Source organism: Pseudonocardia hydrocarbonoxydans (assembly GCF_006539565.1).
GTDB classification, from domain to species: Bacteria; Actinomycetota; Actinomycetes; order Mycobacteriales; family Pseudonocardiaceae; genus Pseudonocardia; species Pseudonocardia hydrocarbonoxydans.
Genome location: NZ_BJNG01000015.1, coordinates 196,784 through 223,718, shown reverse-complemented (window position 1 = coordinate 223,718; position 26,935 = coordinate 196,784). Strand labels below are relative to the sequence as shown.

The following is a 26,935-nucleotide window of genomic DNA, read 5'->3' as shown; positions in this document are numbered from 1 at the left end:
TGCAGCCCGCCCGGCTTCCACCGGACGCCGACGATATCGGGGATGATCCCGACCTCGGCGTCGGGGCGTCCCCGAGATCCAGACTAGCGGCGGTGCGGATCAGGCGGCGGCCCGCGCGACCGGCTGCGGCCGGGTGACGGGCGCGGCGACCGGGCCCAGCGGCATCGCGGTCGGGTCGTCGGCACCGGCGATGCGCAGGTCGGTGTGGCGCAGCCCGACCGGGCGGCGCACGACGTCGAGGGTGGCGGCGAGGGTCTCGGCGGCGTCGCCCAGGAGGTCGGACAGCGTGATGTCGAGCGCCTCGCAGATCGCCGCGAGCAGCTCGCTGGAGGGCTCCTTGCGGCCGCGCTCGACCTCCGAGAGGTACCCGAGGCTCACCCGGGCGCGACGCGACACCTCGCGCAGCGTGCGCCGGCGGGCCGTCCGGGCCCGGCGGAGGCTGCCACCGATCGCCTCTCGCATCAGCACGGCATCCTCCGTTCGACGGCCACCCGGCCGGTGGACCGGCCGCGGGTCAACCGTACCCAGTTCCGCGCCCGGGTGCCCCGGACCGGTGGGCGCCGTCGCGTCCGCCCACGGCGAACACGCGCCTCAGGTCGTGGACGCCGAGCGCAGCCGGGCGGCGCGCAGCACGTAGTCCAGGCCGGTGACGACGGTGAGCACGACGGCCGCGGCGAGCACCGCCCCGCGCACGACGTCGATCGTCGTCGACGCCCCGAGCAGCTCGGGCAGCGGCAGCAGGTAGAGCCCGATCGCGAGGGTCTGCGTGGCGGTCTTGGCCTTGCCGCCGCGGCTGGCCGGGATGACGCCGAGCCGCAGCACCAGCAGCCGCAGCACCGTGACGCCCAGCTCCCGCCCCATGATGACGACGGTGACCCACCACGGGACGATCCCGAGCGCGGAGAGCCCGATCAGGGCCGACCCGGTGAGCGCCTTGTCGGCGATCGGGTCGGCGATCGTGCCGAAGGTGGTGACGAGGCCGAACCGCCGGGCGAGGTCGCCGTCGAGGCTGTCGGTGAACGAGGCGAGCGCGAACACCCCGAACGCGGTGAGCCGCCAGGCGACGCTCTGCCCGTCGTCGGTGAGCAGCGCGGCGAGGAAGACCGGCACCAACAGCAGCCGGACGCCCGTGAGGACGTTGGCGATGTTGAGCACCGGTGGCGGCCCCGTCGGCCGCGAGGTCATCCCCCGCTCCCCGCTCGGTGCAGCGTGCTGCGCGGGATCCGCTCCCCCGCCGAGACGACCAGGTCGGCGCCCTCGGTGCCGACGACGACCGCCTTCACCAGGTCGCCCACCGCGAGCCCGGAGCCGCGCTCGAACACGCACTCGCCGTCGACGTCGGGGGCCTGGTGCGCGGCGCGGCCGGTGCACTCGAAGTCCTCGTCCTCGGCCACCTCGACCAGCACCTCGACCTCGGTGCCGATCCGCTCCTCGGCCCGCTGGCTCATCAGCTCCTCGACCAGCGTGGAGAGCCGGGCCAGCCGCGCGGTGATCACCTCGGCGGGCACCTTGTCGTCCAGCCCGAGCGCCTCGGTGCCGTCCTCGTCGGAGTAGCCGAACAGGCCGACCGCGTCGAGGCGGGCCTGCGACAGGAAGGCCTCCAGCTCGGCGAACTCCTCGTCGGTCTCGCCGGGGAACCCGACGATGAAGTTGCTGCGGATCCCGGCCTCGGGGGCGAGCGCCCGGATCCGGGCGATCAGGTCCAGGAAGTCGGCGCGGGAGCCGAACCGGCGCATGCGGCGCAGCAGCGTGGGCGCGGCGTGCTGGAACGACAGGTCGAAGTAGGGCGCGACGCCGGGCGTCGACGCGATCACCTCGATGAGGTCGGGCCGCATCTCGGCGGGCTGCAGGTAGCTGACGCGCACGCGGTCGATCCCGGGCACCTGCGTGAGCCGGGGCAGCAGCCGCACCAGCGCGCGGGTGCCGCCGGGCAGGTCCTTGCCGTAGGACGTGGAGTTCTCGCTGACCAGGTACAGCTCGCGCACGCCCTCCATGCCCAGCCACGCCGCCTCGGCGACGACGTCGTCGGGCTGCCGGGAGACGAACGAGCCGCGGAACGACGGGATCGCGCAGAACGTGCAGCGCCGGTCGCAACCCGAGGCCAGCTTGAGGTTGGCGACCGGGCCGTCGGTGAGCCGGGCCCGGGGGATCCAGGCGTGGCCGGGCACCTCGACCCCCGCCGCGGCCGCGGGCCGCTCGACGGGGGAGATCGGCAGCAGGGTGCGACGGTCGACCGGTACGTGCGGCGCGGGGGCGTGCCCGCCCAGGAGGTCGCCCAGGCGGTCGGCCAGGTCGGGGTAGGCGTCGAACCCGAGCACCGCGTCGGCCTCGGGGAGCTGGTCGGCCAGCTCCTTGCCGTAGCGCTCGGCCAGGCACCCGACGGCGACGACCTTCGCCCCCGCGGCCACAGCGTCGGATTCGGAGGCGGCCAGCAGCGTGTCGATGGAGTCCTTCTTCGCCTGCTCGACGAACCCGCAGGTGTTGACCAGGATGACGTCGGCGCCCTCGTCGGCGTCGACCAGCTCCCAGCCGCTGTCGGTGAGCCGGCCCGCGATCTCCTCCGAGTCGACCTCGTTGCGGGCACAGCCCAGGGTGAGCAGGGCGGCACGGCGCGGGGCGGACACGCCCTCAGGGTACGGCCGTGTCCCCGCTCTCCCGACGGCCCCACCGTGGCTAGGCTGAACGGTCATGACGGCCGTTCTCGTGAGGCGGGCGCGCACGTCCGACGTCGGCACCATCAAGCACCTGGTGGACGAGTACGCGGGCCGCGTACTGCTGGCCAAGGAGATCGTCACCCTGTACGAGGCGGTGCCGGAGTTCCTCGTCGCCGAGCTCGACGGGCGGGTCGTCGGCTGCGGCGCGCTGCACGTGCTGTGGGAGGACCTCGGCGAGATCCGCACCGTCGCGGTGCACCCGCGCGTGCTGGGCCGCGGCGTCGGCCACGCGCTGGTCGGCGCCCTGATCGACGGCGCCCGCGAGCTCGGGCTGCAGCGCCTGTTCGTGCTGACCTTCGAGAAGCAGTTCTTCTCCCGCCACGGCTTCGCCGAGATCGACGGCACCCCCGTGGAGCCCGACGTGTTCGCCGCGATGCTGCGCTCCTACGACGCCGGCGTCGCCGAGTTCCTCGATCTCGCGCACGTCAAACCGAACACGCTGGGCAACGTGCGGATGCTGCTGGAGCTGTAGCCTGCGGAGATGATCTGGGCGCGACCCGCTCCGGCGCTGCGGCGCTGGGTCGGCGCGTACACCGGCTACCGCTCCGAGGCCGGCCCGCCCGGCACCCACCAGGGCGTCCCGTCGGCCCACCTGACGTTCCTGCTCTGTCTCGACGGCGCCGTCGAGATGGTCTCCAACGCCGACCCGGCGCGCCCGCCCGGCACGTTCGCGGCGATGGTCGCGGGCCTGCACGACGGACCGGCCACCATCGCCACCGGCACCGCCCAGACCGGCCTGCAGCTGCGGCTGACCTGGCGCGGCGCCCGGGCCCTGCTCGGCGTGCGGGCCGGGGAGCTGGCCGGCGACACCGTCGACCTCGCCGCCCTGCTCGGGGCCCGCACCGGCCCGCTGCTGGAGCGCCTCGCCGACGCCGGCACCTGGGAGCAGCGCTTCGCCCGGCTCGACGAGGAGCTGGCCGCGCTCGCCGGGTCCGCCGAGGGCGTCCGCCCCGAGGTCGGGTACGCCTGGGACCGGCTGGAGGAGACCGGGGGCACGCTGCGGATCGCCGACCTGGCCCGCGAGGTCGGCTGGAGCCGCCGCCACCTCGCCGACCAGCTGCGCCGCGAGACCGGGCTCGCGTCCAAGGCCGCGGCGCGCGTCATCCGCTTCGAGCGCGCCTGCGACCAACTCCGCTTCACCGAGGACCCGCTGGCGAGAGTGGCAGCCGACCGCGGCTACGCAGACCAGGCCCACCTCTCGCGCGACTTCAGAGACCTGGCGGGCCAGACCGCCACGGCATGGCGCGCAGGCAGCTCGCACACAGGCCCCGGGGCCGGCACATAGGGCCGGACCTGTGTGCGAGCCCCCGACCCTGTGTGCGAGGTCCGTTTCGTCCACGACACCGCCGTTGTGACCGCCCCGGACGATCTCCACGACCGCGCCGTGGCCGCCGGGGCGACGGTGCTTCGCCCGGTCGAGGACACCGACTACGGCAGCCGGCAGTTCGTCGTGCGCGATCCCGAGGGCAACGTCTGGAGCTTCGGGACCTGGTAGGAGTGACTACTGCTGCAGGATTCCCTGCACGTCGAGGGTGATCTCGATCGTCGAGCCCACCACCGGCACGCCGCGGGCCAGCATCTGCTGCCAGTTGACGGTGAAGTGCTCCCGGTGCAGCTGGGTGGTGGCCAGGCAGCCGGCGCGCAGCCCGTTCCACTCCTGCATGCCCAGGTAGGTGGTGTCGAGCTGGACGTCGCTGGTCATGCCGTGCAGCGTCAGCTCGCCGTCGATCAGCCAGCGGTTGCCGCCGGCGCGGGTGAAGCGGTGGCTGGTGAAGTGCAGCTTCGGGAACTTCGCGACGTCGAGGAAGTCGGGCGAGCGCAGGTGCTCGTCGCGCTTCTCGACGTTGGTGAACACGCTGGCCGCGTCGATCAGCACCTCGACGTGTGAGTCCTCGAAGCGCTCGGCGATGCGGACCTGGCCGGAGAACTGCTGGAACTGCCCGTACACCCGCGACATCGCGATGTGCCGGGCGACGAAGCGGACCGCGGAGTGGTCGGGGTCGATGTCGTAGACGCCGGGGACCGGGGTCGTCAGCGTCTCGTCGGGCAGCAGGGTGAGCTGGCCGACGGCGTTGTGCGTGCCCCACTCGACGGCGGCGCGCTCGTGCAGGCTCTGGTAGCCGCCCGCCTCGGCCCGGATCCGGTAGTCACCGGGCTGGACGGCGTGGGCGAAGAAGCCGTAGGCGTCGGTGTCGGAGTGCGCGACCCGCTTGGACGAGCGGTCGAACACCGAGATCTCGGCGCCCGCGAGCGGCTTGCCCTCGGCGTCGCGGACCTCCCCCGACAGCAGCCCCCCGGTCAGCGGGATGGGCATCACGGCCTGCCGCGCACCACTCTGCTGTGTGCGGCCACCCCGGCGACGTTTGGTCCAGAACATGGCGCCCAACATAACAGATCAGTGACTATTGCTACTTTGTGTAACGGAGACGCTGCGCGTGATCACTCGTCCGGCTCATCGGGTTCGGGACCGCCTCCCCCGCGCATCAGCCACAGCACCCCGTCGAGCTCGTCGGGCTTGATCAGCACGTCGCGGGCCTTCGAGCCCTCCGACGGCCCGACGACCCCGCGCGTCTCCAGCAGGTCCATCAGCCGCCCCGCCTTGGCGAACCCGACCCGCAGCTTGCGCTGCAGCATCGAGGTCGACCCGAACTGCGAGGTGACGACCAGCTCGGTGGCCTGCAGCAGGATGTCGAGGTCGTCGCCGATCTCCGGGTCGACCTCCTTGGCCTCGCCGGCCTTCTGCGCGGTGACGCCCTCGGTGTAGGTCGGCTCGGCCTGGTCCTTGGTGAACGCGACGACCGAGGTGATCTCGTCGTCGTCGACGAAGGCGCCCTGCATGCGGACCGGCTTGCTCGCCCCCATCGGCAGGTACAGCGCGTCGCCCATGCCGATGAGCTTCTCCGCGCCGGGCTGGTCGAGGATCACCCGCGAGTCGGTCAGCGACGACGTGGCGAACGCCAGCCGCGACGGCACGTTGGTCTTGATCAGGCCGGTGACGACGTCGACCGACGGCCGCTGGGTGGCCAGCACCAGGTGGATGCCGGCGGCGCGGGCCTTCTGGGTGATCCGCACGACCGCGTCCTCGACGTCGCGCGGCGCGGTCATCATCAGGTCGGCCAACTCGTCGACGATGCACAGGATGTAGGGGTAGGGCCGGTACACGCGCTCGGACCCCAGCGGTGCGGTGATCTCGCCGGAGCGGACCTTGCGGTTGAACTCGTCGACGTGGCGGACCTTGTTGACCTGCATGTCCTGGTAGCGCTGCTCCATCTCCTCCACCAGCCAGGCCAGCGCGGAGGCCGCCTTCTTCGGCTGGGTGATGATGGGCGTGATCAGGTGCGGGATGCCCTCGTAGGGCGTGAGCTCCACCATCTTGGGGTCGATGAGGATCATCCGGACCTCGTCGGGCGTCGCCCGGCTCAGCAGGGAGACCAGCATCGAGTTGACGAAGCTCGACTTGCCCGAGCCCGTCGACCCGGCGACGAGCAGGTGCGGCATCTTCGCCAGGTTCGCGGTGAGGAAGTGGCCCTCGATGTCCTTGCCCAGCCCGACGACCAGCGGGTGCTGTTCGGCGCGGGCGGTGCCCGAGCGCAGGACGTCGCCCAGGCGCACCATCTCGCGGTCGGTGTTGGGCACCTCGATGCCGACGGCCGACTTGCCCGGGATCGGCGCGAGGATCCGCACGTTGTCGGTGGCCACGGCGTAGGAGATGTTCTTCGTCAGCTGGGTGATCTTCTCGACCTTGACGGCCGGGCCCAGCTCGATCTCGTAGCGGGTGACGGTGGGGCCGCGGGTGAAGCCGGTGACCTGCGCGTCGATGCTGAACTGCTCCAGCACCCCGGTGATCCGCTCGATCATCGCGTCGTTGGCGCTGCTGCGGGTCTTGGGGACCGGGCCGGTGGGCAGCAGGTCGGCGGGCGGCAGCACGTAGGGGGGCTCGCCCTCGCGGTCCGGGACCGTGAGGCGCAGCTGCTCGCCCACCTCGGGTGGGTGGGGATCGGACAGAGCCTCGTCGACGGCGGGCGGGGTGGCCACGACCGCGGCCGGCGGGCGGCGGCGGGTCGTCGGGGGTGGCGGCTCGTCCGCGGGCGGCTCGTCGGGGAGCGGCACGTCCTCCGCGTCGACGACGAACGGGTCCTCGCCCAGCTCGTCGCGCACGACGTCGGCGACCTTCGCCTGGCGGCGCCGCGACGGGCGCCGCAGCCGCGCCGTCTCCGCCTCGATGACGGGGTCGGGGACGATCTCGTCGGACTCGGCCCCGGACTCGGCGTCGGGTTCCGGTACCTGTCCGAGCAGGCGGCGGACGCGGTCGGGCACCGCCCGGACCGGGGTGGCGGTGAGGACCAGGAAGGCGTAGCCGGTGAGCAGCACCAGCACGGGGGCCGCGACCCAGGCGGTGAGCCCGGTGGCCAGCGGGGTGGCCGCGAGGTAGCCGACGGCGCCGCCGCCGCTCGCCCAGGTGTCGGGCTCGACGGGCGAGCCGGACATCAGGTGCACCAGACCCAGCCCGCCCAGCGCCAGCAGCAGCGACCCGACGGCGACGCGCGGGCGCGAGTCGGGATGCGCCTCGGTGGCGACCAGCACGATGCCGGAGACGAGCAGGATCACCGGCAGCAGGTACGCGCCGCGTCCGACGACCGACCCGACCGCCCCGGAGAGCCACTGCCCGACCGGGCCGCCCGCCCCGAACCACACCCCCGCCGCGGTGACGACGGCGAGCACGAGCAGGGCGACGCCGAGGCCGTCGCGGCGGTGGGCGGGGTCGATCTCGCGGGTGCGCCCGACGGCCCGCCCGGCGGCCCGGCCCAGGCGCGCCATGCCGCGGCCGGTCGCGTCGATGCCCTTGTCGAGCAGGTCGCGGCGCGGCGGCGCCTTGCGGACCGGCGGCTTGCGCCCGGACGTGCGGCGGGCAGGCTTGCGGGGGGACGACGCGCGCGCCGTGCTGCTGGTCGTCGTCCGTCCTGCCATGGACCCCACGGTATCGGCCCGGGCCGGGTGGATCCGTGACCGACGCACCCCGCGCCCACCGCAGCGTCCCCGCCCGGACCGCGGCGTCCCCGCCGGGCCGCGGCGCGCACCGTCGGTACGCGGCGCGCACCGTCGACGGTGCGCGCCGGGACGGAACGTGCGCGCGGAACGGTGGACCGGCCCGGGGTCCGCGTTCACCGGTACCGGGTCAGCACCACCCAGGTGGTCGTCCGGACCGTCTCGCGCCAGCCCTGCACCCGGTCCAGCAGCGCGTCGAGCTGCCCGGCGGTCGGGGCGGTGACCAGCGCGATCAGGTCGTACTCCCCCGTCACCGTCTCGATCTCGGCGAACCCGGGCTGCGCGGCGAGCCGGGCGACGTACCCGGCGACGTCGGCCGTGCGGATCACGATGCCGACGCGCGCCCGGTGCGCGGTCGCCGAGCCGGGCAGGGCGACGTCGGCGTGGTAGCCGCGCAGCACGCCGTCGCGCTCCAGGCGCTGGACGCGGGCGAGCACCGCGGTGCGGGACAGGCCGACCACCCGGCCGAGGTCGGCCATCGTCGCCCGCGCGTCGGCCTCCAGGAGGGCGAGCAGGCGGCGGTCCAGGTCGTCGGGCTGACGATCCGTCGGCGGCACGGCCGACATCGTGGCACTTCGCCGCGCCATCCCGACGGTCGGTGTCGTGCCCGGCCGCGGCCGGGTCCGGACACTTGTGCCATGAATCCCGCCGAGGTCCACGACACGTTGCGGCGCCACCTGCTCGTCGACGGTTTCGACCTGGTGCTCGACACCCGGCGCAGCCGCGGCTCCCGGATCGTCGACGCCCGCGACGGGGGCACCTACCTCGACCTGTTCAGCTTCTTCGCCTCCGCCCCGCTCGGGCTCAACCACCCCGCCCTGGCCGAGGACCCGGAGTTCCTCGCCGAGCTCGCCGAGGTGGCGGTGAACAAGCCGTCGAACTCCGACGTGTACACGGTGGCCATGGCGCGGTTCGTCGAGACGTTCGAGCGCGTGCTGGGCGATCCCGCGCTGCCCCACCTGTTCCTCGTCGAGGGCGGGGCGCTCGCCGTGGAGAACGCGCTGAAGACGGCGTTCGACTGGAAGCGCCGGCACAACGCCGCGCACGGCCGCGACCCGGCGCGGGGTACGAGGGTGCTGCACCTGCGGAAGGCCTTCCACGGCCGCAGCGGCTACACGCTCTCACTCACCAACACCGACCCGGTGAAGACCGCGCTGTTCCCGACGTTCGACTGGCCCCGGATCGACGTCCCCGCGGTGCACCTCGGCGACGTCGACGCCGCGGAGGCGACCGCGCTGGCCCAGGCCCGCGCCGCGTTCGCCGCGCACCCGCACGACATCGCCTGCTTCCTCGCCGAGCCGATCCAGGGCGAGGGCGGCGACAACCACCTGCGCCCGCGGTTCCTCGCCGCGATGCAGGCGCTGTGTGTGGAGCACGACGCCCTGTTCGTCCTCGACGAGGTGCAGACCGGCTGCGGCCTGACCGGCACCGCGTGGGCCTACCAGCAGCTCGGCGTCGCCCCGGACGTCGTCGCGTTCGGCAAGAAGCTGCAGGTCTGCGGCGTGATGGCGGGCGGGCGCGTCGACGAGGTGCCCGACAACGTGTTCGCGGTACCGAGCCGGATCAACTCCACCTGGGGCGGCAACCTCACCGACATGGTGCGCGCGCGGCGGTACCTGGAGGTGATCGAGGCCGACGGGCTGATCCCGCGCGCGGCCGCGCTCGGGGCGTACCTCCTGGAGCGGCTGGCCACCGTCCCGGGCGTCGAGAACGTGCGCGGGCGCGGGCTGATGGCCGCGGTCGACCTGCCGACGCCCGCCGCCCGCGACGCCGCCGTGCGGTATCTGTACGAGCACGAGCGGGTGCTGATCCTGCCCGGCGGGGAGCGCTCGATCCGCTTCCGCCCGGCCCTGACGATCACCGAGGCCGAGCTGGACGAGGCGGTGGCCGCCCTGACCCGCGCAGTGACGGCGACGCAGGCTGCGGAGGTGGCGGCATGACGACCGCGGACGCGTCGCAGTGGGGTGGCTCCACTGCAACGGGGTTGGAGCAGAGCCACCCCACTGCAACCGGGGCGGCGGGGCCGGGCGTCGGGGCGTTCGTCAGCGGCACGTGGCGTACAGACTCGCCCGGAGGCACCACCGCCTCGGTGAACCCCGCCACCGGGGAGGAGGTCGCGACCGCCCTGCTCGGCGACGCCACCACGATCGTCGACGCCGCCCGCGCGGCCCGCGCCGCCCAGCGGGCCTGGGCGGCCACCCCGGCCCCGGTGCGCGGGCAGGTCGTCGGGCGGATCGGGCGGCTGGTGGAGGCCAACGCCGACGCCCTGGCCCGGCTCGTCACCCGCGAGATCGGCAAGCCGCTGGCCGAGGCGCGCGGCGAGGTGCAGGAGATCGTCGACACGGCCACGTTCTTCGCCGGGGAGGGCCGCCGCCTCTACGGGCACACGGTGCCGAGCGAGATGCCGGACAAGCAGCTGTTCACCTTCCGCGTGCCGGTCGGGGTGGCCGTCGTGGTCACCGCGGGGAACTTCCCGGTGGCCGTGCCGTCGTGGTACCTGCTGCCCGCGCTGCTGTGCGGCAACGCCGTGGTGTGGAAGCCGGCCGAGTACACCCCGGCGATCGCGCGGGCGTTCACGCAGCTGTGCGTGGCGGGCGGGGTGCCCTCCGGGGTGCTCAACACGGTGCTCGCCGACGGCCCCACCACCTTCGACGGCCTGTCGGCGGCGCTGGACGCACGGCTCGTCGACAAGATCGGGTTCACCGGGTCCTCGGAGGTCGGGGCCCGGATCGGGGCGCTGGCCGGGGCCCACCTGCAGACGCCCTGCCTGGAGCTGGGCGGCAAGAACCCGCTGGTCGTGATGCCCGACGCCGACCTCGACCTGGCCGTGGAGGGCGCGCTGTTCTCCGGGTTCGGCAGCGCCGGGCAGCGCTGCACGTCACTGGGCACGGCGATCGTGCACGCCTCGGTCCACGACGAGTTCGTCGCCCGCCTGGTCGCCGCCGTCCGGGACGCCGCGGTCGGCGACCCCACCGGCGACGTCCTCTGCGGTCCGATGCTCTCGGAGCGCTTCCTCGCCGCGTTCGTGAAGAACCTCGACCTGATCGAGCCGCACCACACCGTGCACGGGCCCACCGGGCGGATCACCCCCGACAACCCGCGCGGGGGCTTCACCGGCGAGCCCGGCGTCTACGCCCATCCCACGGTCGTCTCCGGGGTGCGGATCGACGACGCCCTCGCGAACACCGAGACCTTCGGCCCGATCGTCGGGGTGGCCCGCTTCGAGACCTTCGACGAGGCGGTCGCGCTGGCGAACCACCACGGCTACGGCCTCTCGGCGGCGATCTACACCCGCGAGGCGGGCCACGCGTTCCGGTTCCGGGAGCGGGTGGGTGCGGGGATGGTGAGCGTCAACAACTCCACCTCCGGGGCCGAGGCGCACCTCCCGTTCGGCGGCAACGGCCGCTCCGGCAACGGGTCACGGCAGTCGGGCGTCTGGGTGCTCGACCAGTTCACCCGATGGCAGTCGATGAACTGGGACTACGCCGGGAAGCTGCAGAAGGCCCAGATGGACACGCCCTCGGTGGACGGCGACCCGGACTTCACCCTGCCGGCCGGCTGACCAGGGTGTCGTGGCGGGCGACGACCCACCAGCGGCCGTCGCGGCGGGCCAGCACCCACAGCGTCGTCATGGAGTGGCCGACGTCGCGAGGCGTGCCGTCGGCGTCCGTGGCGTGCGCGTCGGTGTGGGCGATCGCCACGTCCGGCCCGACGAGGGCGGCGCGGGTGAGCACGTAGCGGGCGTGCTGCCCGCGCCACGGCCCGGCGAACCCCGCACGCGCCGCGGCGAGCACCGCGGGGCGCCCGTGCACCCGGGCCCCGTCGGCGCCGACGACCACGACGTCGGCGGCGATCGAGGCGACGAGCAGGTCGGGATCGGCGGTGCCGAAGGCGCGCTCGGCCTCGGCGACCACCGCCGCGATCCCGGCGCCGTCCACGGGGTCGGGGGCGGTCGTGGCGAGGGGTGCGGTCATCCCCGGAGTGTGCGACCTGGAGTCGGGTTCACCGCAAGACCGCGGCGGGCTCAGCGGCCCAGGGCCCGCGACAGCGACGCGGCGATCACGCTGGGGCGCCGGGTCAGGCGCTCCTCGGAGTCGGCGAGCGTCATCAGCCGCAGCCCGGCGTTGACCAGCAGCCAGCGCAGCGGCTCGGGCTCCCAGCGCCGGGACCGGTGCCCGACCCAGGGCAGCCCGGTGACGGGGTCGTCGCGGCCCAGGATCAGTGCCGCCAGCGTGCGCCCGGCCAGGTGGGAGGTGCCGACGCCGTCGCCGACGTAGCCGCCCGCCCAGCCCAGCCCGTCCGCGTACCCGACGCCGGCGTGCCAGTCGCGCGGGATGCCCAGCGGGCCGCCCCAGGCGTGGGTGAAGTCGCCGGGCCGGAGCGCCGGGAACAGCTCGCGGGCCGCGGCGCGCAGCCCGGCGAACACGCGCTCGTCGGCGTCGAACTCCGGGCGGATGCGCGAGCGCCAGTGGTACGGGGCGCCGCGGCCGCCGAAGACGAGCCGGTCGTCGGCGGTGCGCTGGCCGTAGACGATCAGGTGGCGGTGGTCGGTGAAGGTCCGCCCGCCCGCGAGGCCCGCCACCTCCCAGAACGACGCCGGCAGCGGCCGGGTGGCCACGATCAGCGAGTACACCGGCGCCACCGACCGCGGCGCCAGCCCCGCGCTCCACGCCTCGGCGGCCCGCACCACCGCCCCGGCCCTCACCACGCCCCGGTCGGTGACGACGCGCCGCGGCGCGACCGACAGCGCGGTGGTGCCCTCCACGATCCGGCCGCCCCGGCGCTCGACGGCGCGCGCCAGGCCGCGGACCAGCCGGGCGGGCTGCACCCGCGCGCAGTCGGGCGTGACGGTGGCCCCGAGCACCCCCGCGGCCCCCACCAGCGCGGACGCCTCCGCGGGCCCGATCCAGCCCGGCTCACGGCGGGCCCGGACGACCTGGGCGGGCGTGCGCGCGAGGGTGACCGTGCCGCCCTTGCGCCAGTCGCACGCGATGCCCTCCTCGGCGACGGCGGCACCCACGTCGTCGACGGTGGCGCGCATCGCCGCCCCCATCGCCGCCCCCGCCCCGGCGCCGTGACGCCGGTCGAGCGCCGCGGGACCGGCCGGGAACAGCGCCGAGCACCAGCCGCCGTTGCGCCCGCTGGCGCCGAACCCGGCGATCTCGCGCTCGACGACCACCACCCGCAGCCCGGGGTCGGCGCGCAGCAGCGCCCACGCCGTCCACAGGCCGGTGTAGCCGGCGCCGACGACGCACACGTCGGCGTCGGTGTCGCCGGTCAGCGGCGGCCGGGGCACGAGCGGGTCGCCGTCGGCGACGACCTGCTCGAACCACAGGTTCACTAGACCGCGATCACCGTGGGGACGATCATCGGGCGGCGCCGGTAGGTCTCCCCCACCCACTTGCCGACGACCCGGCGCACCTGCTGGGCCACCCGGTGGGTGTCGACGATGCCGTCGCTCTCGGTGCGGGCCAGCTCCTGCTCGACGATCGGCAGGACCGCGACCAGCGCCTTCGGGTCCTCGGAGAACCCGCGGCCGGACAGCGTGGGCGGGGCGACGGCGCGCCCGGTCGTGGCGTCGATGGCCACGGTGATCGAGATGAAGCCGCCCTCGCCCAGGACCAGCCGGTCGGCCAGGGTGGGCTGCTCGATGTCGCCGGTGGCCACACCGTCGACGTAGGCGCGGCCCACCTCGACCCGGCCGGAGATCACGGCCCGCCCGTCGACGAGGTCGACCGTGACGCCGTTCTCGGTGACGACGACGGCGTCGGCCGCCACCCCGGTCTGCTCGGCCAGCTCGGCGTTGGCCCGCAGGTGGCGCCACTCGCCGTGGACGGGCATGACGTTGCTCGGCCGCACCGCGTTGTAGAGGAACAGCAGCTCACCGGCGTAGGCGTGGCCGGAGACGTGCACGTTGGAGTTGCGGTTGTCGATCACCTGGATGCCGGCCCGGCGCATCCGGTTGATCACGCCGAAGACCGCGTGCTCGTTGCCCGGGATGAGCGAGCTGGACAGGATGACGGTGTCGGTGGAGCGCATCTGGAACGTGCGGTGCTCCCCGCGGGCGATCCGTGACAGCGCCGCCATCGGCTCGCCCTGCGATCCGGTGCACACGACCAGCAGCTTGTCGTCGGGCAGGTCGTCGGCGTCGTCGATGGCGACCATGGTGCCCTCGGGCACGTGCAGCAGCCCGAGGTCGGTGGCGATCTCCATGTTGCGCAGCATCGAGCGGCCGAGCAGGCAGATCCGGCGGCCGTGGGCCACCGCGCCGTCGACGATCTGCTGCACCCGGTAGACGTTGCTGGCGAAGCAGGCGACGAACGCGCGCCCCTGCGCCTTGCCGATCGCGGCCGTCAGGTTCGGGCCCAGCGACGCCTCCGACGGCGAGACCCCCGGGGTGTCGGCGTTGGTGGAGTCGCACAGGAACAGGTCGACGCCCTCGTCGCCCAGGCGGGAGAACCCGGGCAGGTCGGTGAGCCGGCCGTCGAGCGGGCGCTGGTCGAGCTTGATGTCGCCGGTGTGCAGGATCACGCCCGCGGGTGTGCGGATCGCGACGGCGAGGCACTGCGGGATGGAGTGGCTGACGGCGAAGTACTCGCACTCGAAGCTGCCGTGGCGCAGCCGGTCGCCCTCGTTGACCACCAGCATGTGCGGGGTGAGGCGGTGCTCCTTGCACTTGGCCGCCACCAGCGCGAGCGTGAACGGCGAGCCGACGATCAGCAGGTCGGGCCGCTGGCGCAGCAGGAACGGCACGGCACCGATGTGGTCCTCGTGGCCGTGGGTGAGCACGAGCGCGTCGATGTCGCCGAGGCGGTCGAGGATGGGGCGGAAGTCGGGCAGGATCAGGTCGACCCCGGGCGCGTCGGCGTCGGGGAACAGCACCCCGGCGTCGACGACGAGCAGCCGGCCGTCGTACTCGAAGACCGTCATGTTGCGGCCGATCTCGCCGATGCCGCCCAGGGTGAGCACGCGCAGCGCGCCCTCGGGCAGCGGGCCCGGCGGCTGCGTGGGCAGCCCGGGCAGGTCGGCTTCGACGACGGCGGGGGGACGGGGCTGGTCGCGCCGGGGCGGGCGGGACCGACGGTCGGACCGGTTGCGGTCGGACCGTGCAGGCGGGCGGCTCAAGGAACTCCTCAGATTGGCATGGGTCGTGCTACGTCATCAGCGTGGGACGGTCACCGCGCGAGCGGCGGTCACCGGTATGCGACCTCGGCCCCGAGGTCGGCGGCGGCCCGCGCGCCGAGCGCGCCGTGGCCGCGGGAACGGTGGCCCGCGCGGGCCTGCGGGTCGAGCGCGACGCCGGCGGCGTCGAGATCGGCGACGATCGCGGCCACCTCGGCCTCGGTGGCCGGCGGCAGCGGCAGGCGGGGGTCGCCGACGTCGAGGCCGCGCAGGCGCATCGCGGTCTTGGCGAACACCGCGCCACCCACCCGGCCCATGGCCCGCAGCACGGGCAGCATGGAGGCGTTGAGGTTGCGGGCGCGGTCGGTCTGGCCCGCCTCGAAGGCGTCGATCATGGCGCGCAGCCGGTCGGCCACGACGTGCCCGGTGACGCTCACCATGCCGACCGCGCCGACGGAGAGCCACGGCAGGTTCACCGGGTCGTCGCCGGAGTAGTAGGCCAGCGTGGTGGTGGCGATGATCTCGGTGCCGACGCGCAGGTCGTTGCGCGCGTCCTTCACCGCGACGATCCGCGGGTGCTGGGCCAGGCGCTGCAGCGTCTCCAGGTCGATCGGGATGACGCTGCGCGGTGGGATGTCGTAGAGCATCACCGGCAGGCCGGTGGCGTCGGCGATCGCGCTGAAGTGCAGGATCAGGCCGGACTGCGGCGGCCGCGAGTAGTACGGGGTGACCAGCAGCAGGCCGTGCGCGCCCGCCTCCTCCGCCGCGCGGGCCAGCTCGATGCTGTGCGCGGTGTCGTAGGTGCCCGCGCCGGCGACGACCGTGGCCCGGTCGCCCACCGCCTCGACGACCGCGCGCACCAGCTGCGCCTTCTCCTCGTCGCCGGTGGTGGGGCCCTCCCCGGTGGTGCCGTTGACCACCAGGCCGTCGTTGCCGAGATCGACCAGCCGGGTGGCCAGCTCCTGGGCGGTGTCGAGATCCAGGCGCCCCTCGGCGTCGAACGGCGTGACCATGGCCGTCAGCACCCGGCCGAACGGGCGGCCCGGCGTGCGCGCGGAGTCGGAGGTCATGGGTCGACGGTACCGCCCCACCCCGACCGGACCCGGGTCAGAGCCCGCGCGAGGCCCCGGCCAGTGCCGCGACGTCGGTCGCGGCTCCCTCCAGCTCGACCCGCGCGGCGTCGCGGCCGAACGCGTGCAGCACCAGCTCGCCCGGTTCGCCGACGATCGTGACCAGGCCCGGGCCGGTGCGCAGCACGTGCTCCGCACCCGAGGGCGTGCGCACCGCGACCCCGACCGGGCTGGAGCGGTGCAGCAGCCGGCCCATCCGCAGCAGCAGCGCCCAGAGCTGGGCGTCGCGGGTGGGGTCGGCCGGGCGCGGCTCCCAGCCCGGTACCCCGCGCCGCACGTCCTCGTGGTGGACGAAGAACTCCGCCCCGTTGGCCAGGTCGTCGACGGCGGGCACGCGGTAGGGCGACCAGAGCGGGGCGCCGCCGCGCAGCTGACCGACCATCTGCTCCCACGGCGTGTCGTCGTAGGACCGCATGGCGTGGTCGACGAGCGGGGCGAGCGCGGCGATCACGATGCCGGGGGCCGCCCACGGCTTGCGCTCGCGCACCAGCAGGTGGGCCAGCAGGTCGCGGGTGTCCCAGTCGCCGCACAGGGTGGGCCGGTCCGGGCCGACCCGCTCGAACTCGTCACAGATCGCCGCACGCTCGTCGGTGGCCAGGCTCATGCCCCGACCCTACGCGGGGCGCGCCGCGACGATCAGCCCTCCGCGACGTACGGGCTCGACGCGATCTCCGTGCCGTCGTCCAGCGAGGCGATCTCGAAGTCGCGGAACACGTTGGGCACCTCGCGGTGCAGCTGGCGCAGGCACTCGATGGCCAGCGCCCGGATCTCGACGTCGGCGTGCTCGGTGGCGCGCATGGCGATGAAGTGCCGCCAGGCCCGGTAGTTGCCGGTGACGACGATGCGCGTCTCGGTGGCGTTGGGCAGGATCGCCCGCGCCGCCTGCCGGGCCTGCTTGCGCCGCAGCGTGGCGTTGCCGACGTCGGCGAAGCGCTTCTCCAGGCCCTCCAGCAGCTGCTCGTAGGCCCGCACGGAGGCCGCCGTGGCCTCGGCGAACAGGGCGTGCAGCTCGGGGTCGTCGGCGATGACCTCGGGCTCGACCATCGCGGCGTCGCGCTCGGGGACGTAGCGCTGGGAGAGCTGGCTGTAGGAGAAGTGCCGGTGCCGGATGAGCTCGTGGGTGAGGCTGCGGGAGACCCCGGTGAGGTAGAAGCTCACCGACCCGTGCTCGAGCACCGAGAGGTGGCCGACCTCCAGGATGTGCTCCAGGTAGCCGGCGTTGGTGGCCGTCCGCGGGTTCGGCTTGCCCCAGGACTGGTAGCAGGCGCGGCCGGCGAACTCCGCGAGCGCCTGGCCGCCGTCGGCGTCGGTGCTCCACGGGACGTCCGGCGGGGCCGTGAACTCGGTCTTGGCCACGAGCTGGACGGTGAGCGGCACGGTCTCGGGCATGGCCGCAGGGTAACCGGCAGCCCCGGACGCCCGGGATGACGTCAGCGGATTCCTTGACTGACATCAGATGTGACGCCATGGTGGTGTCATGGACATCAGCCAGTACGTCGACCGGCTGCGCGAGGACCTCGGGTCCGCCGCCGCGGCGGGCGACGAGCAGACGCGGCGCACCGCCGCCCTGCTCGGCGCCGCGATCGAGCCCGCGGCCCGGCTCGCGATGATGAACGCGCTCTCGGACCTGGCCGCGGAGGTCACGGCGGCGCTGGGCGACCGCACCGTCGAGGTCCGCCTCGACGGCCGGGACGTCCGCGTGGTCGTCTCGCCCGACGCGCACCCGGCCCCGGAGCAGCCCCCGCGCGGGTTCGCCGGCGCCGAGGCGGGCGACATCAGCCGCATCACGCTGCGCCTGGTCGAGCAGATCAAGAGCCAGGCCGAGCAGGCCGCGTCCACGCAGGGGGTGTCGCTCAACACCTGGGTGGCGCAGGCCGTGCAGGGCGCGCTGTCGGGCAGCGGTCCGCGCAAGGGCCGCGACGGCCACCGGATCCAGGGATGGGTGCAGGGATGAGCGACGACGCGATCGACTTCACCAAGGGCTTCGCCGACGACGAGCCGGCCGCCGGACCGACGGTCCGCCAGCAGTCCTGGCCGTGCGACCGGCCGGCCGAGCTGGAGCTGCGGATCGACGTGGGCCGCATCCGCGTCGACCTGGTGGCGGACGACGAGGTGCGCGTGGAGGTCCGGCACGACCCCGACGCGGGCGGCGCGATCGGCCAGGGCATCGGCGGGCTGATGAACTGGCTCGGCAACGCCGGCGGCGGGTTCGAGGGCGCCTTCGCGGGCGGCTTCGGCGACCGGTTCCGGGGCGGCGCGTTCGGCGTCGACCCCGTGCGGCTCGCGGCCGAGGCCGTGCGGGCCGCGGAGATCACCTGGTCCGAGGGCGGGCGACGGCTGGTGGTGCGCTCGTCGGAAGAGCTGCCGCAGCGCGTGGTCCCCCTCGCGGTGACGGTCACCGCGCCCGTGGGGTCGCGGCTGGCCGCCCGCACCGGGTCCGGTGACGTCACCGTGTCCGGCACCGCGGGCTGGGCGGCCGTGCGCACCGGATCGGGCCGGGTCGAGCTGGGCCCCGTCGACGGCGACGCCGACGTCACCACCGGCTCCGGCGACGTCGAGATCGGGGCGGTGGCCGGGCGCGGGCGCGTCCGCACCGGCTCCGGCGGCGTGCGGGTGGCGGCCGTGCACGGGCCGACGGAGGTGCGCGCCAGCAGCGGTGACGTCGAGGTGCTGGAGGTGGCGGCCGACCTCGGTGTGCGCACCGGCTCCGGCGGCGTCGCCGTGCGCGACGCCCGCTCCGGGCGCCTCGACCTCACCACCGGCTCCGGCGACCTGCGCATCGGCGTGCACGGCGGGGTGGCCGCCCGGCTCGACCTGAGCTCCGGATCGGGCCGGGCCCGCAGCGAGCTCGACGTGGGCTCGGTGGCGCCCGCCGAGCCGGGCACGCTCACGGTGAAGGGCCGCACCGGCAGCGGCGACGTCCTGGTGACCCGGGCGACGGTCCCGGTCTGACCCCGGGCCGGACGGTCGCGGCGGGGGTGGGTCAGCGGGAGGCCAGGGCGAGCGGGGCGGCCAGGTCGCCCCGCTCGCCCACCACCACCGCGTCCAGCTCCAGCCAGCGCGCCATCTCGCGCAGGGCGCCCGCCAGCTCCGCCACCACCCGCACCGTGTCGGCACCGGGTTCGGCGAACGCGCCGGGCACGCGCAGGACCCCGGCGGCACGGTCGGCCTTGAGGTCCACCCGCGCCACGAGCTCGCCGTCGAGCAGGAACGGGAACACGTAGTACCCGAACTCCCGCTTCGCCTCGGGCACGTAGATCTCGATGCGGTAGCGGAAGCCGAAGATCCGCTCGGCGCGCTCGCGCTCCCAGACCAGGGGGTCGAACGGGCACAGCAGCGCCCGCCCGGTGACCCGCCGCGGCACCGGGGCGCCCGGCAGCCGGTAGGCCGGGCGCTCCCAGCCCCGCACCGCGACCGGGGCCAGCGCGCCGGCGTCGACCAGCTCGGCCACCGCCCGCTGCGACGTCACCGGGCCGAGGCGGTAGTAGTCGCGCAGCTCGGGCTCGGTGGCCACCCCCAGCGCCGACGCCGAGCGCAGCAGCAGCGTGCGTGCCGACTGCTCCGGATCGGCCGGGCCGGCCGCCAGCACCTCGGGCGGCAGGACGCGCTCGGGCAGGTCGTAGAGGCGCTGGAAGTGCCGGCGGGTGCCGGTGAGCAGCGCGCCGACGCCGAACAGGTACTCGCAGACCCGCTTGACGTCGGACCGCTCCCACCAGGTGGCGCCCGGGGGCCGCGGCCGCGACGCTCCCCCCAGCGCCTCCTCCAGCTCCCCCGCCCCGACCGGGCCGAGCTCCTTCACCGCGGCCAGCACGTCCTCGACCAGCCCGGGGTTGCCCTCGACCAGCGCGCCGTAGTGCCGCCACCATCCGCTGCGCTTGGCCCCGGACTGCAGAAGCGGCCAGTCGGCCACCGGCACCAGGCTCGCCTCGTGCGCCCAGGTCTCCACCAGCAGCCGCGGGCGGCGCGCCGAGTGCGCCCACGCCGCGTCGTCGAGGAGCCCCCGCGCGTACGGGCCCAGGCGGCTGAAGACCGGCATGTAGTGCGCCCGGACCGCCACGTTCACCGAGTCGAGCTGGAGCAGGCGCACGCGGTCGAGCACCCGCTGCAGGTGGCGACGGGTGACGGGGCCGCCGGGACGCGGGTCGGTGAAGCCCTGGGCGGCCAGCACCGCCCGCCGGGCGGCCGGGGCGCCGATCGTGTCGATGCTCACGCCGCGGATGGTGCCAGCTCACCCCGACGTCTCCGCTCGGCGGCGATCACCAGCACGACCGCCACCAGCACGACCGCCCCGCCGAGCACCTGCAGCGCCGAGAACCGCTCCCCGACGATGAGCACCCCGAGCAGCACGGCGATGACCGGGTTGACGTAGGCGTACGTCGCGACCGTCGACACCGGCAGCGACGCCAGCGCGTAGGCGTAGGCGCTGAACGCCCCGAGCGACACCACGACCGCCATGTACGCCCACGCCCACCAGGCGACCGGCGAGACCGCCGCGGGATCGAGGCGGTCGCCCTTGCCGAGGCTCACCGCGAGCAGCACCGCCCCGCCGACCAGCATCTGCACCGCGGCGAGCGCGAACGGGTTGGCCGGCACCGGGAGCCGGGTCGTGGCGAACGTGCCCGTCGCCCAGCCCAGGCCCGCCAGCAGGATCAGCCACGGTCCCCACCAGGCGTTCCCGACGGTCCCGCCGGAGCCCGACGATCCCGACAGCAGCAGCAGCGCGAGCCCCGCCACCCCCACCGCGACGCCGCCGACGGTCGCCGCGCGCGGCCGGTCGCCGGTCAGCGCGCGCAGGACGACGATGTAGAGCGGGACGGCCGCGATGAGCAGCGCCGCCAGCCCGGAGGACACCTGCTGCTGCCCGAGCGTGACGATCCCGTTGCCCCACGCGGGGAGCAGGACGCCCGACAGCGCCGTCGTGGCCAGCTGCGGTCGCGTCATCCGCAGTGCCCCTGCCCCGGCCACCAGCGCGACGACCAGCGCGAGCAGCCCGCCGCCGACGAGGAACCGCACACCGCCCGACAGCAGCGGCGGCACGTCGGTGATGATCAGGCGGTTGGCGAGGTAGGTCGATCCCCACAGGACGTAGACCACGCCGAGGGCGGCCCAGGCGGTACGGCGGTTCTGCACGCCCATGACGTTGCCATGGCGAACTACCCCGTGTCGTGCCGGACCGGGCGGCTGGGGTATCCATGCCCCATGGCCATCGCCGAGGTCCGTCCCGCCACGCCCGCCGACGTCGCGGAGATCGTGCGCATCCAGGGCGACACCTGGGAGGCCGCCTACTCCGCGTTCGTCCCGCCCGACGCGCTGGTCGCCCTGCGTGGCCCCGACGCCCGCGCGGCCTGGTCGGCCGCCGTCGACGCCGACGCCGGGCGCGTGCTCGTGGCCACCGAGGGCGGGTGGACCGTCGGGTTCTGCGCGGCCGCCCCGGCCCTGCCCCCCGGCGGCGCCACCTCCCCCGAGCAGGCGTGGGGCGAGATCGGCGCCCTGCTCGTGGAGCCGCGCTGGGGCCGTCGCGGGCACGCCGGGCGGCTGCTGGCCACGGCGGCGGAGTGGCTGCGCGAGGCGGGTGCCCGCTACGGGCTGGCCTGGGTGCCCGAGCCGGACGAGGCCTCCCGCCGGTTCTACGCCCGCGCCGGCTGGGAGACCGACGGCGGCGTCCGCGCCCTGGACACCGGCGCCGGCACCCTGCGCGAGATCCGCCTCACCGGCTCGCTGGACCTCAAGCTCACCTAGGGCACGCAGCTCCTACAGGCCGAGCAGGGACTCCAGCCCGACGGTCAGCCCGGGGTGCTCGCGCACCCCGCGGACGGCGAGGACCACCCCGGGCATGAACCCGGCGCGGTCGATCGAGTCGTGGCGCAGCGTCAGCGTCTCCCCCGCCATGCCCAGGATCACCTCCTGGTGCGCGACGAGCCCGGGCATCCGCACCGAGTGCACGTGCACTCCGTCGACGACGGCGCCGCGCGCGCCGTCGAGCTCGCTGGTCGTGGCGTCCGGGACCGGGCCCAGGCCCGCGCGGGCCGCCGCGATCCGTGACGCCGTGCTCACCGCGGTGCCCGACGGGGCGTCGACCTTGCGCTCGTGGTGCAGCTCGATGATCTCCACCGACTCGAAGAACCGCGCCGCCTGCTCGGCGAACCGCATCATCAGGACCGCGCCCACACCGAAGTTGGGGGCGACGAGCACGTGCCCGTCACGGGCGGAGAGCAGGCCGCGGACCGTGTCGAGCCGCTCGGCGCCGAACCCGCTCGTGCCCACGACCGCGGCGATGTCGTGGTCGACGCAGAACGCGACGTTGTCGAGGGCGACCCCGGGGTGGGTGAAGTCGACGGCCACCTGCGCGCCCGCGTCGGTGAGCAGCGTCAGCGGGTCGCCCTCGTCGACCTCGGCGACGAGTTCCAGCCCCTCGGCGGCCGTGACGGCCCGGCACACCTCGGACCCCATCCGCCCCCGCGCCCCGAGCACACCCACCCTGATCGTCATGGGGCCAGCCTAGGTCGCAGTCTCAGGTCGCCGCGATCACCAGCCCGGCGATCCACACCCCCACGGCCATCAACCCGGTGAGCAGCTCGATCACGATGCTCCAGCCGACGGCCGCGAGCGCGCCGCGCGTCGAGGGCCAGGCGAGCGCGTGGTCGCCCAGCCGGACCCGCTCGGCCAGGTAGACGCCCAGGACGAACCCCAGGAACAGGCCCACGACCGGGATCACGAAGAACCCGACGACGCCCAGCACCGCCCCAGCGCCGATGGTGCGCCCCGGCACCCCGGAGTCGCGCAGCCGCCGCCCGGGGAGCAGGTACTTCGCGACGCTGCCGGCCACCACGATCGCGACGGCGAGCCCGAGCACCGACCAGCCCACGACGTCGTTGCGGGGCACCGCCCACACCGCGATCCCGGCCAGTACCAGTATCAGCCCGGGCAGCACCGGCAACACGATCCCGGCGATGCCGACGACGATCAGCACGCCCGCGACCAGCGTCTCCACACCCATGCGCGGAGCATCCCACGCGGGCGGCGTCCCCGGCCGGGGACGGAGGGCTCAGCGGATCTCGGGCGGGCGCGGGAAGTCGCCGGGCCGGGCGGGCGGGTCGAGCGGGCCGGGCGGGTCGTGCGGGCTCCGGGCCGGCCGCTCCCCCGGCAGCGGCCCGGGAACCTCCGGACGCGGGCCGGGCCGGGCCGCCGCCCGCAGCGCCGCCAGCACCGTCTCCGGCGCCCCGTGGGTGCCCAGCGCGAGCGCGGCCCGGCCGAGCAGCTCGTCGTCGACGTCCATCTCGATGCGCGCCATGCGCCCGAGGGTAGGCGCGTCAGCCCAGCGAGCGCAGCGGGTCGGGCAGCTCGGAGACGTCGTCGTAGGGACCGACGACGGCGGCCGTCAGGGGCGCGGCCAGCAGGTCGCGGGCCACCCCGGCGACCTGCTCCGGGGTGACGGCGGCGATCCGGTCGAGGCTCTCGGCGATGCCGCGCTGGCGGCCGTGGTCGAGCTCGGCGCGGCCGAGCCGGTTCATCCGCGACGGGGTGTCCTCCAGCCCGAGGACGAGCCCGCCGCGCAGGTTGCCCTGCGCCCTGGCCACCTCGACGGGGGTCAGGCCGTGCTCGGCGACGTCGGCGAGGACCTCGCGGACCACCGTCGCGACCTCGCCGAGCCGGTCGGGCGCGCAGCCGGCGTAGACGGCGAGGATGCCCGCGTCGGTGTAGGTCGACAGCGCCGAGTACACCGAGTACGCCAGCCCGCGCTGCTCGCGGACCTGCTGGAACAGCCGCGAGCTGGGCCCACCGCCGAGCGCGGTGTTGAGCACGCCGAGCGCGCTGCGGCGCGGGTCGTGCCGGGCGATGCCGGGGACGCCGAGCATGACGTGGGCCTGCTCGGTGTCCTCCCCGCGCAGCACCAGCCGCGGGCCCGGCCGCGACACGGCGGCACCCGGCGCGCGCGGCGGCACCGGCTCGGCCGACCCGGCCCGGGCGATCGCCCCCGCGAACGCCTCCTCGACGAGCGCGACGAGCACGCCGTGGTCGAGGTTGCCCGCGGCCGCGACGACCATCCGCGGCGTCGTGTACTCCCCGCGCCAGAACGCGTGCAGCGTCTCCCGGGACATCCCGGTGACCGACTCCTCGGACCCGATCACCGGCCGCCCCAGTGGGTGGTCGCCGAGCAGCGACTCGTCGAACAGCTCGCCGAGCAGGTCCTCGGGGTCGTCGTCGCGGATCGCGATCTCCTCGAGCACGACGCCGCGCTCGATCTCGACGTCGGCGGGCGCCAGCACCGCGTCGGTGACGACCCCGGCCAGCACCTCGACGGCGAGCGCCACGTCGGTGTCGAGGACCTGCGCGTAGTAGCAGGTGTGCTCCTTCGCGGTGAACGCGTTGAGCTCGCCGCCGACCGCGTCGACGTCCTCGGCGATCTGCGCGGCCGTCCGCGTCGAGGTGCCCTTGAACAGCAGGTGCTCGAGGTAGTGGGCGGCCCCGGCCTGGGTCGGCGACTCGTCGCGCGAGCCCACGCCGATCCACACCCCGATCGACACCGAGCGCACGCCCGGCACCGTCTCGGAGACGACCCGCAGGCCGCCGCCGAGGTGGGAAAGGGAGACGCCGGGGACGCGGTGCGTCCCCGGCGTCAGGAGGTCGGTCAAGAGGAGGCGACCTCGGCCGGGACCGTGACGTCGCCCGCGGGGGCGGCGTCCTCGACGACCGGCAGCAGGCTGATCTTGCCGCGGTTGTCGATGTCGGAGACCTCGACGCGGATCTTGTCGCCGACGTTCACGACGTCCTCGACCTTGTTGATCCGCTTGCCGTTGCCCAGCTTCGAGATGTGGACGAGGCCGTCCTTGCCGGGCACCAACGAGACGAACGCGCCGAAGGCGGCGGTCTTGACGACCGTGCCCAGGAAGCGCTCGCCGATCTTCGGCAGCTGCGGGTTGGCGATGGCGTTGACCATGCCGATCGCGGCGTCGGCCGACTCGCCGTCCGACGCGCCGACGTAGACGGTGCCGTCGTCGTCGATGGAGATGTCGGCACCGGTCTGCTCGGTGATCGAGTTGATCATCTTGCCCTTCGGGCCGATCAGCTCGCCGATCTTGTCGACCGGGATCTTGATCGCGATGACGCGCGGGGCGAACCGGCTCATCTCGTCGGGCCGGTCGATCGCCTCGCCGATGACCTCGAGGATCGTCATGCGGGCGTCCTTGGCCTGGCTCAGCGCCGCGGTGAGGACGGCCGACGGGATGCCGTCGAGCTTCGTGTCCAGCTGCAGCGCCGTGACGAACTCCGGCGTGCCGGCGACCTTGAAGTCCATGTCGCCGAACGCGTCCTCGGCCCCGAGGATGTCGGTGAGCGCGACGTAGCGCGTCTCGCCGTCGACGGTGTCGGTGACCAGGCCCATCGCGATGCCCGCGACCGGCGCCTTGAGCGGCACGCCGGCGTTGTAGAGCGACATCGTCGACGCGCAGACCGAGCCCATCGAGGTGGACCCGTTGGAGCCCAGCGCCTCGGACACCTGGCGGATCGCGTAGGGGAACTCCTCGCGCGTGGGCAGCACGGGCAGCAGCGCCCGCTCGGCCAGCGCGCCGTGGCCGATCTCGCGGCGCTTGGGCGACCCGACGCGGCCGGTCTCACCGGTCGAGTAGGGCGGGAAGTTGTAGTGGTGCAGGTAGCGCTTGTGCGTCTCCGGGCCGAGGGAGTCGATCTGCTGCTCCATGCGCAGCATGTTCAGCGTGGTGACGCCCATGATCTGGGTCTCGCCGCGCTCGAACAGCGCCGAGCCGTGGGCGCGCGGGATGACCTCGACCTCGGCCGAGAGCGGCCGGATGTCGGTGACGCCGCGGCCGTCGATGCGGACCTGGTCGCGCAGGATGCGCTGGCGCACGAGCTTCTTGTTCAGCGAGCGGAACGCCGCGCCGAGCTCCTTCTCGCGGCCCTCGAACTTGGCCTCCAGCGCGGTGAGCACGGCCAGCTTGACCTCGTCGAGCCGGGCCTCCCGCTCCTGCTTGCCCGCGATCGTCAGCGCGGCGGCCAGGTCGGCGGAACCCGCGGCCTCGACCGCGTCGAAGACGTCGGGCTGGTAGGCCGGGAACGTCGGGAACTCGCGCGTGGGCTTGGCGGCCACGTCGGCGAGCTGCTGCTGGGCGACGCACAGGGTGCGGATGAACGGCTTGGCCGCCTCCAGCCCGGCCGCGACGATCTCCTCGGTGGGCGCCTGGGCGCCCTCGGCGACGAGGTTGTTGGTCTCGACGGTGGCCTCGGCCTCGACCATCATGATGGCCACGTCGTCACCGACGACCCGGCCGGCGACGACCATGTCGAACACGGCGCGCTTGAGGTCGTCGTGCTGCGGGAACGCGATCCACTGGCCGTCGATCAGCGCGATGCGGATGCCGCCGATGGGGCCGGAGAACGGCAGGCCGGACAGCTGCGTGGACGCCGACGCGGCGTTGATCGCCAGCGCGTCGTAGGGGTCCTGCGGGTCCAGGCTCATCACCGTGACGACGATCTGGATCTCGTTGCGCAGGCCGTCGACGAACGACGGGCGCAGCGGGCGGTCGATCAGCCGGCAGGTCAGGATCGCGTCGGTGCTGGGGCGACCCTCGCGGCGGAAGAACGAGCCGGGGATCTTGCCGATCGCGTACATGCGCTCCTCGACGTCCACCGTGAGGGGGAAGAAGTCGAAGTGCTCCTTGGGGTGCTTGGACGCCGTGGTGGCGCTCAGCAGCATGGTCTCGTCGTCGAGGTAGGCGACGACGGATCCGGCGGCCTGGCGCGCGAGGCGCCCGGTCTCGAACCGGACGGTGCGGGTGCCGAAGCTCCCGTTGTCGATGACGGCGGTCGTCTCGTGGACGCCGTCTTCCATGGGGTCGGTCAAGGTGCATCTCCTCGTGAGATGTCAGCCCCCGCCCCGGTGATCCTCGTCGGGCCGGCCTTCGATCG

At 74.5% G+C, this 26,935-nt stretch carries 27 protein-coding genes; 8 read left to right on the top strand and 19 right to left on the bottom strand.

Annotated features, from left to right (window positions below):
• Positions 1-99: 99 nt before the first annotated feature.
• From PHY01_RS09395 to rimO, 3 genes are all read right to left on the bottom strand, one after another.
• Positions 100-462, bottom strand: coding sequence for a helix-turn-helix domain-containing protein (locus tag PHY01_RS09395; RefSeq protein ID WP_141278259.1), 363 nt, complete (start codon positions 460-462; stop codon positions 100-102).
• Between the two features lie 129 nt (positions 463-591).
• Entirely contained in the window at positions 592-1,185 is a 594-nt protein-coding gene (gene pgsA, locus PHY01_RS09390) for a CDP-diacylglycerol--glycerol-3-phosphate 3-phosphatidyltransferase (protein ID WP_141278157.1), read from the bottom strand.
• Entirely contained in the window at positions 1,182-2,624 is a 1,443-nt protein-coding gene (gene rimO, locus PHY01_RS09385) for a 30S ribosomal protein S12 methylthiotransferase RimO (protein ID WP_246085802.1), read from the bottom strand. The genes pgsA and rimO overlap by 4 nt, the downstream gene beginning before the upstream one ends.
• Positions 2,625-2,688: 64 nt before the next feature.
• On the opposite strand from rimO, the gene PHY01_RS09380 reads away from it, so the two are divergent.
• The 3 genes from PHY01_RS09380 to PHY01_RS09370 are packed head-to-tail and all read left to right on the top strand — an operon-like array spanning position 2,689 to position 4,209.
• Complete coding sequence (locus PHY01_RS09380; RefSeq protein WP_141278155.1) at positions 2,689-3,186, top strand: amino-acid N-acetyltransferase; 498 nt, start codon at positions 2,689-2,691, stop codon at positions 3,184-3,186.
• Positions 3,187-3,195: 9 nt separating this feature from the next.
• Positions 3,196-3,999: a helix-turn-helix domain-containing protein gene (locus PHY01_RS09375; RefSeq protein WP_141278154.1), complete on the top strand. Its 804-nt coding sequence runs from the start codon at positions 3,196-3,198 to the stop codon at positions 3,997-3,999.
• Between the two features lie 12 nt (positions 4,000-4,011).
• Positions 4,012-4,209, top strand: coding sequence for a VOC family protein (locus PHY01_RS09370; protein ID WP_141278153.1), 198 nt, complete (start codon positions 4,012-4,014; stop codon positions 4,207-4,209).
• A gap of 6 nt (positions 4,210-4,215) precedes the next feature.
• Here the strand turns inward: PHY01_RS09370 and PHY01_RS09365 are convergent, their stop codons facing one another.
• The 3 genes from PHY01_RS09365 to PHY01_RS09355 all read right to left on the bottom strand — a co-directional run bounded on the left by PHY01_RS09365 (position 4,216) and on the right by PHY01_RS09355 (position 8,317).
• The gene (locus PHY01_RS09365; protein WP_141278152.1) at positions 4,216-5,028 is read right to left on the bottom strand and encodes a YceI family protein; all 813 of its coding nucleotides are present in this window, start codon (positions 5,026-5,028) and stop codon (positions 4,216-4,218) included.
• Between the two features lie 125 nt (positions 5,029-5,153).
• Entirely contained in the window at positions 5,154-7,682 is a 2,529-nt protein-coding gene (locus tag PHY01_RS09360) for an FtsK/SpoIIIE family DNA translocase (RefSeq protein WP_141278151.1), read from the bottom strand.
• Positions 7,683-7,876: 194 nt separating this feature from the next.
• Complete coding sequence (locus PHY01_RS09355) at positions 7,877-8,317, bottom strand: Lrp/AsnC family transcriptional regulator (RefSeq protein ID WP_170183725.1); 441 nt, start codon at positions 8,315-8,317, stop codon at positions 7,877-7,879.
• An 81-nt stretch (positions 8,318-8,398) separates the two neighbouring features.
• Between PHY01_RS09355 and lat the strand changes: the two genes are divergently transcribed.
• The gene (lat, locus tag PHY01_RS09350) at positions 8,399-9,700 is read left to right on the top strand and encodes an L-lysine 6-transaminase (protein ID WP_141278149.1); all 1,302 of its coding nucleotides are present in this window, start codon (positions 8,399-8,401) and stop codon (positions 9,698-9,700) included.
• Positions 9,697-11,322, top strand: coding sequence for an aldehyde dehydrogenase family protein (locus PHY01_RS09345; protein ID WP_141278148.1), 1,626 nt, complete (start codon positions 9,697-9,699; stop codon positions 11,320-11,322). The genes lat and PHY01_RS09345 overlap by 4 nt, the downstream gene beginning before the upstream one ends.
• Here PHY01_RS09345 and PHY01_RS09340 read toward each other — a convergent pair.
• The 6 genes from PHY01_RS09340 to thyX all read right to left on the bottom strand — a co-directional run bounded on the left by PHY01_RS09340 (position 11,303) and on the right by thyX (position 17,401).
• Positions 11,303-11,734 carry an SgcJ/EcaC family oxidoreductase gene (locus tag PHY01_RS09340; RefSeq protein WP_141278147.1) on the bottom strand — a complete coding sequence of 144 codons (432 nt, stop codon included), beginning with the start codon at positions 11,732-11,734 and terminating at the stop codon, positions 11,303-11,305. The two genes, PHY01_RS09345 and PHY01_RS09340, sit on opposite strands and share 20 nt — an antisense overlap.
• A 50-nt stretch (positions 11,735-11,784) precedes the next feature.
• On the bottom strand, positions 11,785-13,101 hold the full coding sequence (locus PHY01_RS09335; protein WP_218030075.1) for an NAD(P)/FAD-dependent oxidoreductase: 1,317 nt from the start codon (positions 13,099-13,101) through the stop codon (positions 11,785-11,787).
• On the bottom strand, positions 13,101-14,783 hold the full coding sequence (locus PHY01_RS09330) for a ribonuclease J (RefSeq protein ID WP_281283614.1): 1,683 nt from the start codon (positions 14,781-14,783) through the stop codon (positions 13,101-13,103). The genes PHY01_RS09335 and PHY01_RS09330 overlap by 1 nt, the downstream gene beginning before the upstream one ends.
• Positions 14,784-14,953: 170 nt before the next feature.
• A complete protein-coding gene (dapA, locus tag PHY01_RS09325) occupies positions 14,954-15,952 on the bottom strand; it encodes a 4-hydroxy-tetrahydrodipicolinate synthase (RefSeq protein ID WP_141278145.1) in 999 nt (332 codons plus the stop codon).
• Between the two features lie 37 nt (positions 15,953-15,989).
• Positions 15,990-16,616, bottom strand: coding sequence for a TIGR03085 family metal-binding protein (locus PHY01_RS09320; protein ID WP_141278144.1), 627 nt, complete (start codon positions 16,614-16,616; stop codon positions 15,990-15,992).
• A 32-nt stretch (positions 16,617-16,648) separates the two neighbouring features.
• Complete coding sequence (thyX, locus tag PHY01_RS09315) at positions 16,649-17,401, bottom strand: FAD-dependent thymidylate synthase (RefSeq protein ID WP_141278143.1); 753 nt, start codon at positions 17,399-17,401, stop codon at positions 16,649-16,651.
• Between the two features lie 88 nt (positions 17,402-17,489).
• On the opposite strand from thyX, the gene PHY01_RS09310 reads away from it, so the two are divergent.
• Together PHY01_RS09310 and PHY01_RS09305 are read left to right on the top strand one after the other, a co-directional pair.
• Positions 17,490-17,966: a toxin-antitoxin system HicB family antitoxin gene (locus PHY01_RS09310; RefSeq protein ID WP_141278142.1), complete on the top strand. Its 477-nt coding sequence runs from the start codon at positions 17,490-17,492 to the stop codon at positions 17,964-17,966.
• Entirely contained in the window at positions 17,963-18,964 is a 1,002-nt protein-coding gene (locus PHY01_RS09305) for a DUF4097 family beta strand repeat-containing protein (RefSeq protein ID WP_141278141.1), read from the top strand. The genes PHY01_RS09310 and PHY01_RS09305 overlap by 4 nt, the downstream gene beginning before the upstream one ends.
• A gap of 31 nt (positions 18,965-18,995) precedes the next feature.
• On the opposite strand, the gene PHY01_RS09300 is transcribed toward PHY01_RS09305, so the two are convergent.
• Both PHY01_RS09300 and PHY01_RS09295 read right to left on the bottom strand, forming a co-directional pair.
• A complete protein-coding gene (locus PHY01_RS09300; RefSeq protein WP_141278257.1) occupies positions 18,996-20,216 on the bottom strand; it encodes a winged helix-turn-helix domain-containing protein in 1,221 nt (406 codons plus the stop codon).
• 2 nt (positions 20,217-20,218) lie between these two features.
• The gene (locus tag PHY01_RS09295; RefSeq protein WP_246085800.1) at positions 20,219-21,142 is read right to left on the bottom strand and encodes an EamA family transporter; all 924 of its coding nucleotides are present in this window, start codon (positions 21,140-21,142) and stop codon (positions 20,219-20,221) included.
• A gap of 69 nt (positions 21,143-21,211) precedes the next feature.
• Here PHY01_RS09295 and PHY01_RS09290 point away from each other — a divergent pair, with 69 nt between their 5' ends.
• Entirely contained in the window at positions 21,212-21,751 is a 540-nt protein-coding gene (locus PHY01_RS09290) for a GNAT family N-acetyltransferase (protein WP_141278139.1), read from the top strand.
• Positions 21,752-21,763: 12 nt separating this feature from the next.
• On the opposite strand, the gene dapB is transcribed toward PHY01_RS09290, so the two are convergent.
• From dapB to PHY01_RS09265, 5 genes are read right to left on the bottom strand one after another with little or no spacing between them, the layout of a single operon-like run.
• On the bottom strand, positions 21,764-22,501 hold the full coding sequence (dapB, locus tag PHY01_RS09285; protein WP_141278138.1) for a 4-hydroxy-tetrahydrodipicolinate reductase: 738 nt from the start codon (positions 22,499-22,501) through the stop codon (positions 21,764-21,766).
• Positions 22,502-22,523: 22 nt separating this feature from the next.
• Complete coding sequence (locus PHY01_RS09280; RefSeq protein ID WP_141278137.1) at positions 22,524-23,009, bottom strand: DUF456 domain-containing protein; 486 nt, start codon at positions 23,007-23,009, stop codon at positions 22,524-22,526.
• A 48-nt stretch (positions 23,010-23,057) separates the two neighbouring features.
• Positions 23,058-23,303, bottom strand: a complete 246-nt coding sequence (locus PHY01_RS09275) for a hypothetical protein (protein ID WP_141278136.1) — start codon at positions 23,301-23,303, stop codon at positions 23,058-23,060.
• 19 nt (positions 23,304-23,322) lie between these two features.
• The gene (locus PHY01_RS09270; RefSeq protein ID WP_141278135.1) at positions 23,323-24,645 is read right to left on the bottom strand and encodes a M16 family metallopeptidase; all 1,323 of its coding nucleotides are present in this window, start codon (positions 24,643-24,645) and stop codon (positions 23,323-23,325) included.
• A complete protein-coding gene (locus PHY01_RS09265; protein WP_370467447.1) occupies positions 24,642-26,858 on the bottom strand; it encodes a polyribonucleotide nucleotidyltransferase in 2,217 nt (738 codons plus the stop codon). Before PHY01_RS09265 ends, PHY01_RS09270 begins: the two co-directional genes overlap by 4 nt.
• Between the last annotated feature and the right edge of the window lie 77 nt (positions 26,859-26,935).

What these genes read in the sequence shown, in the direction of transcription:
- PHY01_RS09360 (WP_141278151.1), bottom strand. Translation starts at nt 7,682, where the DNA reads ATGGCAGGACGGACGACGACCAGCAGCACGGCGCGCGCGTCGTCCCCC.
- PHY01_RS09290 (WP_141278139.1), top strand. Translation starts at nt 21,212, where the DNA reads ATGGCCATCGCCGAGGTCCGTCCCGCCACGCCCGCCGACGTCGCGGAG.
- PHY01_RS09265 (WP_370467447.1), bottom strand. Translation starts at nt 26,858, where the DNA reads ATGGAAGACGGCGTCCACGAGACGACCGCCGTCATCGACAACGGGAGC.
- PHY01_RS09345 (WP_141278148.1), top strand. Translation starts at nt 9,697, where the DNA reads ATGACGACCGCGGACGCGTCGCAGTGGGGTGGCTCCACTGCAACGGGG.
- dapB (WP_141278138.1), bottom strand. Translation starts at nt 22,501, where the DNA reads ATGACGATCAGGGTGGGTGTGCTCGGGGCGCGGGGGCGGATGGGGTCC.
- PHY01_RS09310 (WP_141278142.1), top strand. Translation starts at nt 17,490, where the DNA reads ATGGACATCAGCCAGTACGTCGACCGGCTGCGCGAGGACCTCGGGTCC.
- PHY01_RS09305 (WP_141278141.1), top strand. Translation starts at nt 17,963, where the DNA reads ATGAGCGACGACGCGATCGACTTCACCAAGGGCTTCGCCGACGACGAG.
- PHY01_RS09280 (WP_141278137.1), bottom strand. Translation starts at nt 23,009, where the DNA reads ATGGGTGTGGAGACGCTGGTCGCGGGCGTGCTGATCGTCGTCGGCATC.
- PHY01_RS09365 (WP_141278152.1), bottom strand. Translation starts at nt 5,028, where the DNA reads ATGCCCATCCCGCTGACCGGGGGGCTGCTGTCGGGGGAGGTCCGCGAC.
- PHY01_RS09340 (WP_141278147.1), bottom strand. Translation starts at nt 11,734, where the DNA reads ATGACCGCACCCCTCGCCACGACCGCCCCCGACCCCGTGGACGGCGCC.
- PHY01_RS09375 (WP_141278154.1), top strand. Translation starts at nt 3,196, where the DNA reads ATGATCTGGGCGCGACCCGCTCCGGCGCTGCGGCGCTGGGTCGGCGCG.
- thyX (WP_141278143.1), bottom strand. Translation starts at nt 17,401, where the DNA reads ATGCCCGAGACCGTGCCGCTCACCGTCCAGCTCGTGGCCAAGACCGAG.
- dapA (WP_141278145.1), bottom strand. Translation starts at nt 15,952, where the DNA reads ATGACCTCCGACTCCGCGCGCACGCCGGGCCGCCCGTTCGGCCGGGTG.
- PHY01_RS09395 (WP_141278259.1), bottom strand. Translation starts at nt 462, where the DNA reads ATGCGAGAGGCGATCGGTGGCAGCCTCCGCCGGGCCCGGACGGCCCGC.
- PHY01_RS09380 (WP_141278155.1), top strand. Translation starts at nt 2,689, where the DNA reads ATGACGGCCGTTCTCGTGAGGCGGGCGCGCACGTCCGACGTCGGCACC.
- pgsA (WP_141278157.1), bottom strand. Translation starts at nt 1,185, where the DNA reads ATGACCTCGCGGCCGACGGGGCCGCCACCGGTGCTCAACATCGCCAAC.
- PHY01_RS09275 (WP_141278136.1), bottom strand. Translation starts at nt 23,303, where the DNA reads ATGGCGCGCATCGAGATGGACGTCGACGACGAGCTGCTCGGCCGGGCC.
- lat (WP_141278149.1), top strand. Translation starts at nt 8,399, where the DNA reads ATGAATCCCGCCGAGGTCCACGACACGTTGCGGCGCCACCTGCTCGTC.
- PHY01_RS09320 (WP_141278144.1), bottom strand. Translation starts at nt 16,616, where the DNA reads ATGAGCCTGGCCACCGACGAGCGTGCGGCGATCTGTGACGAGTTCGAG.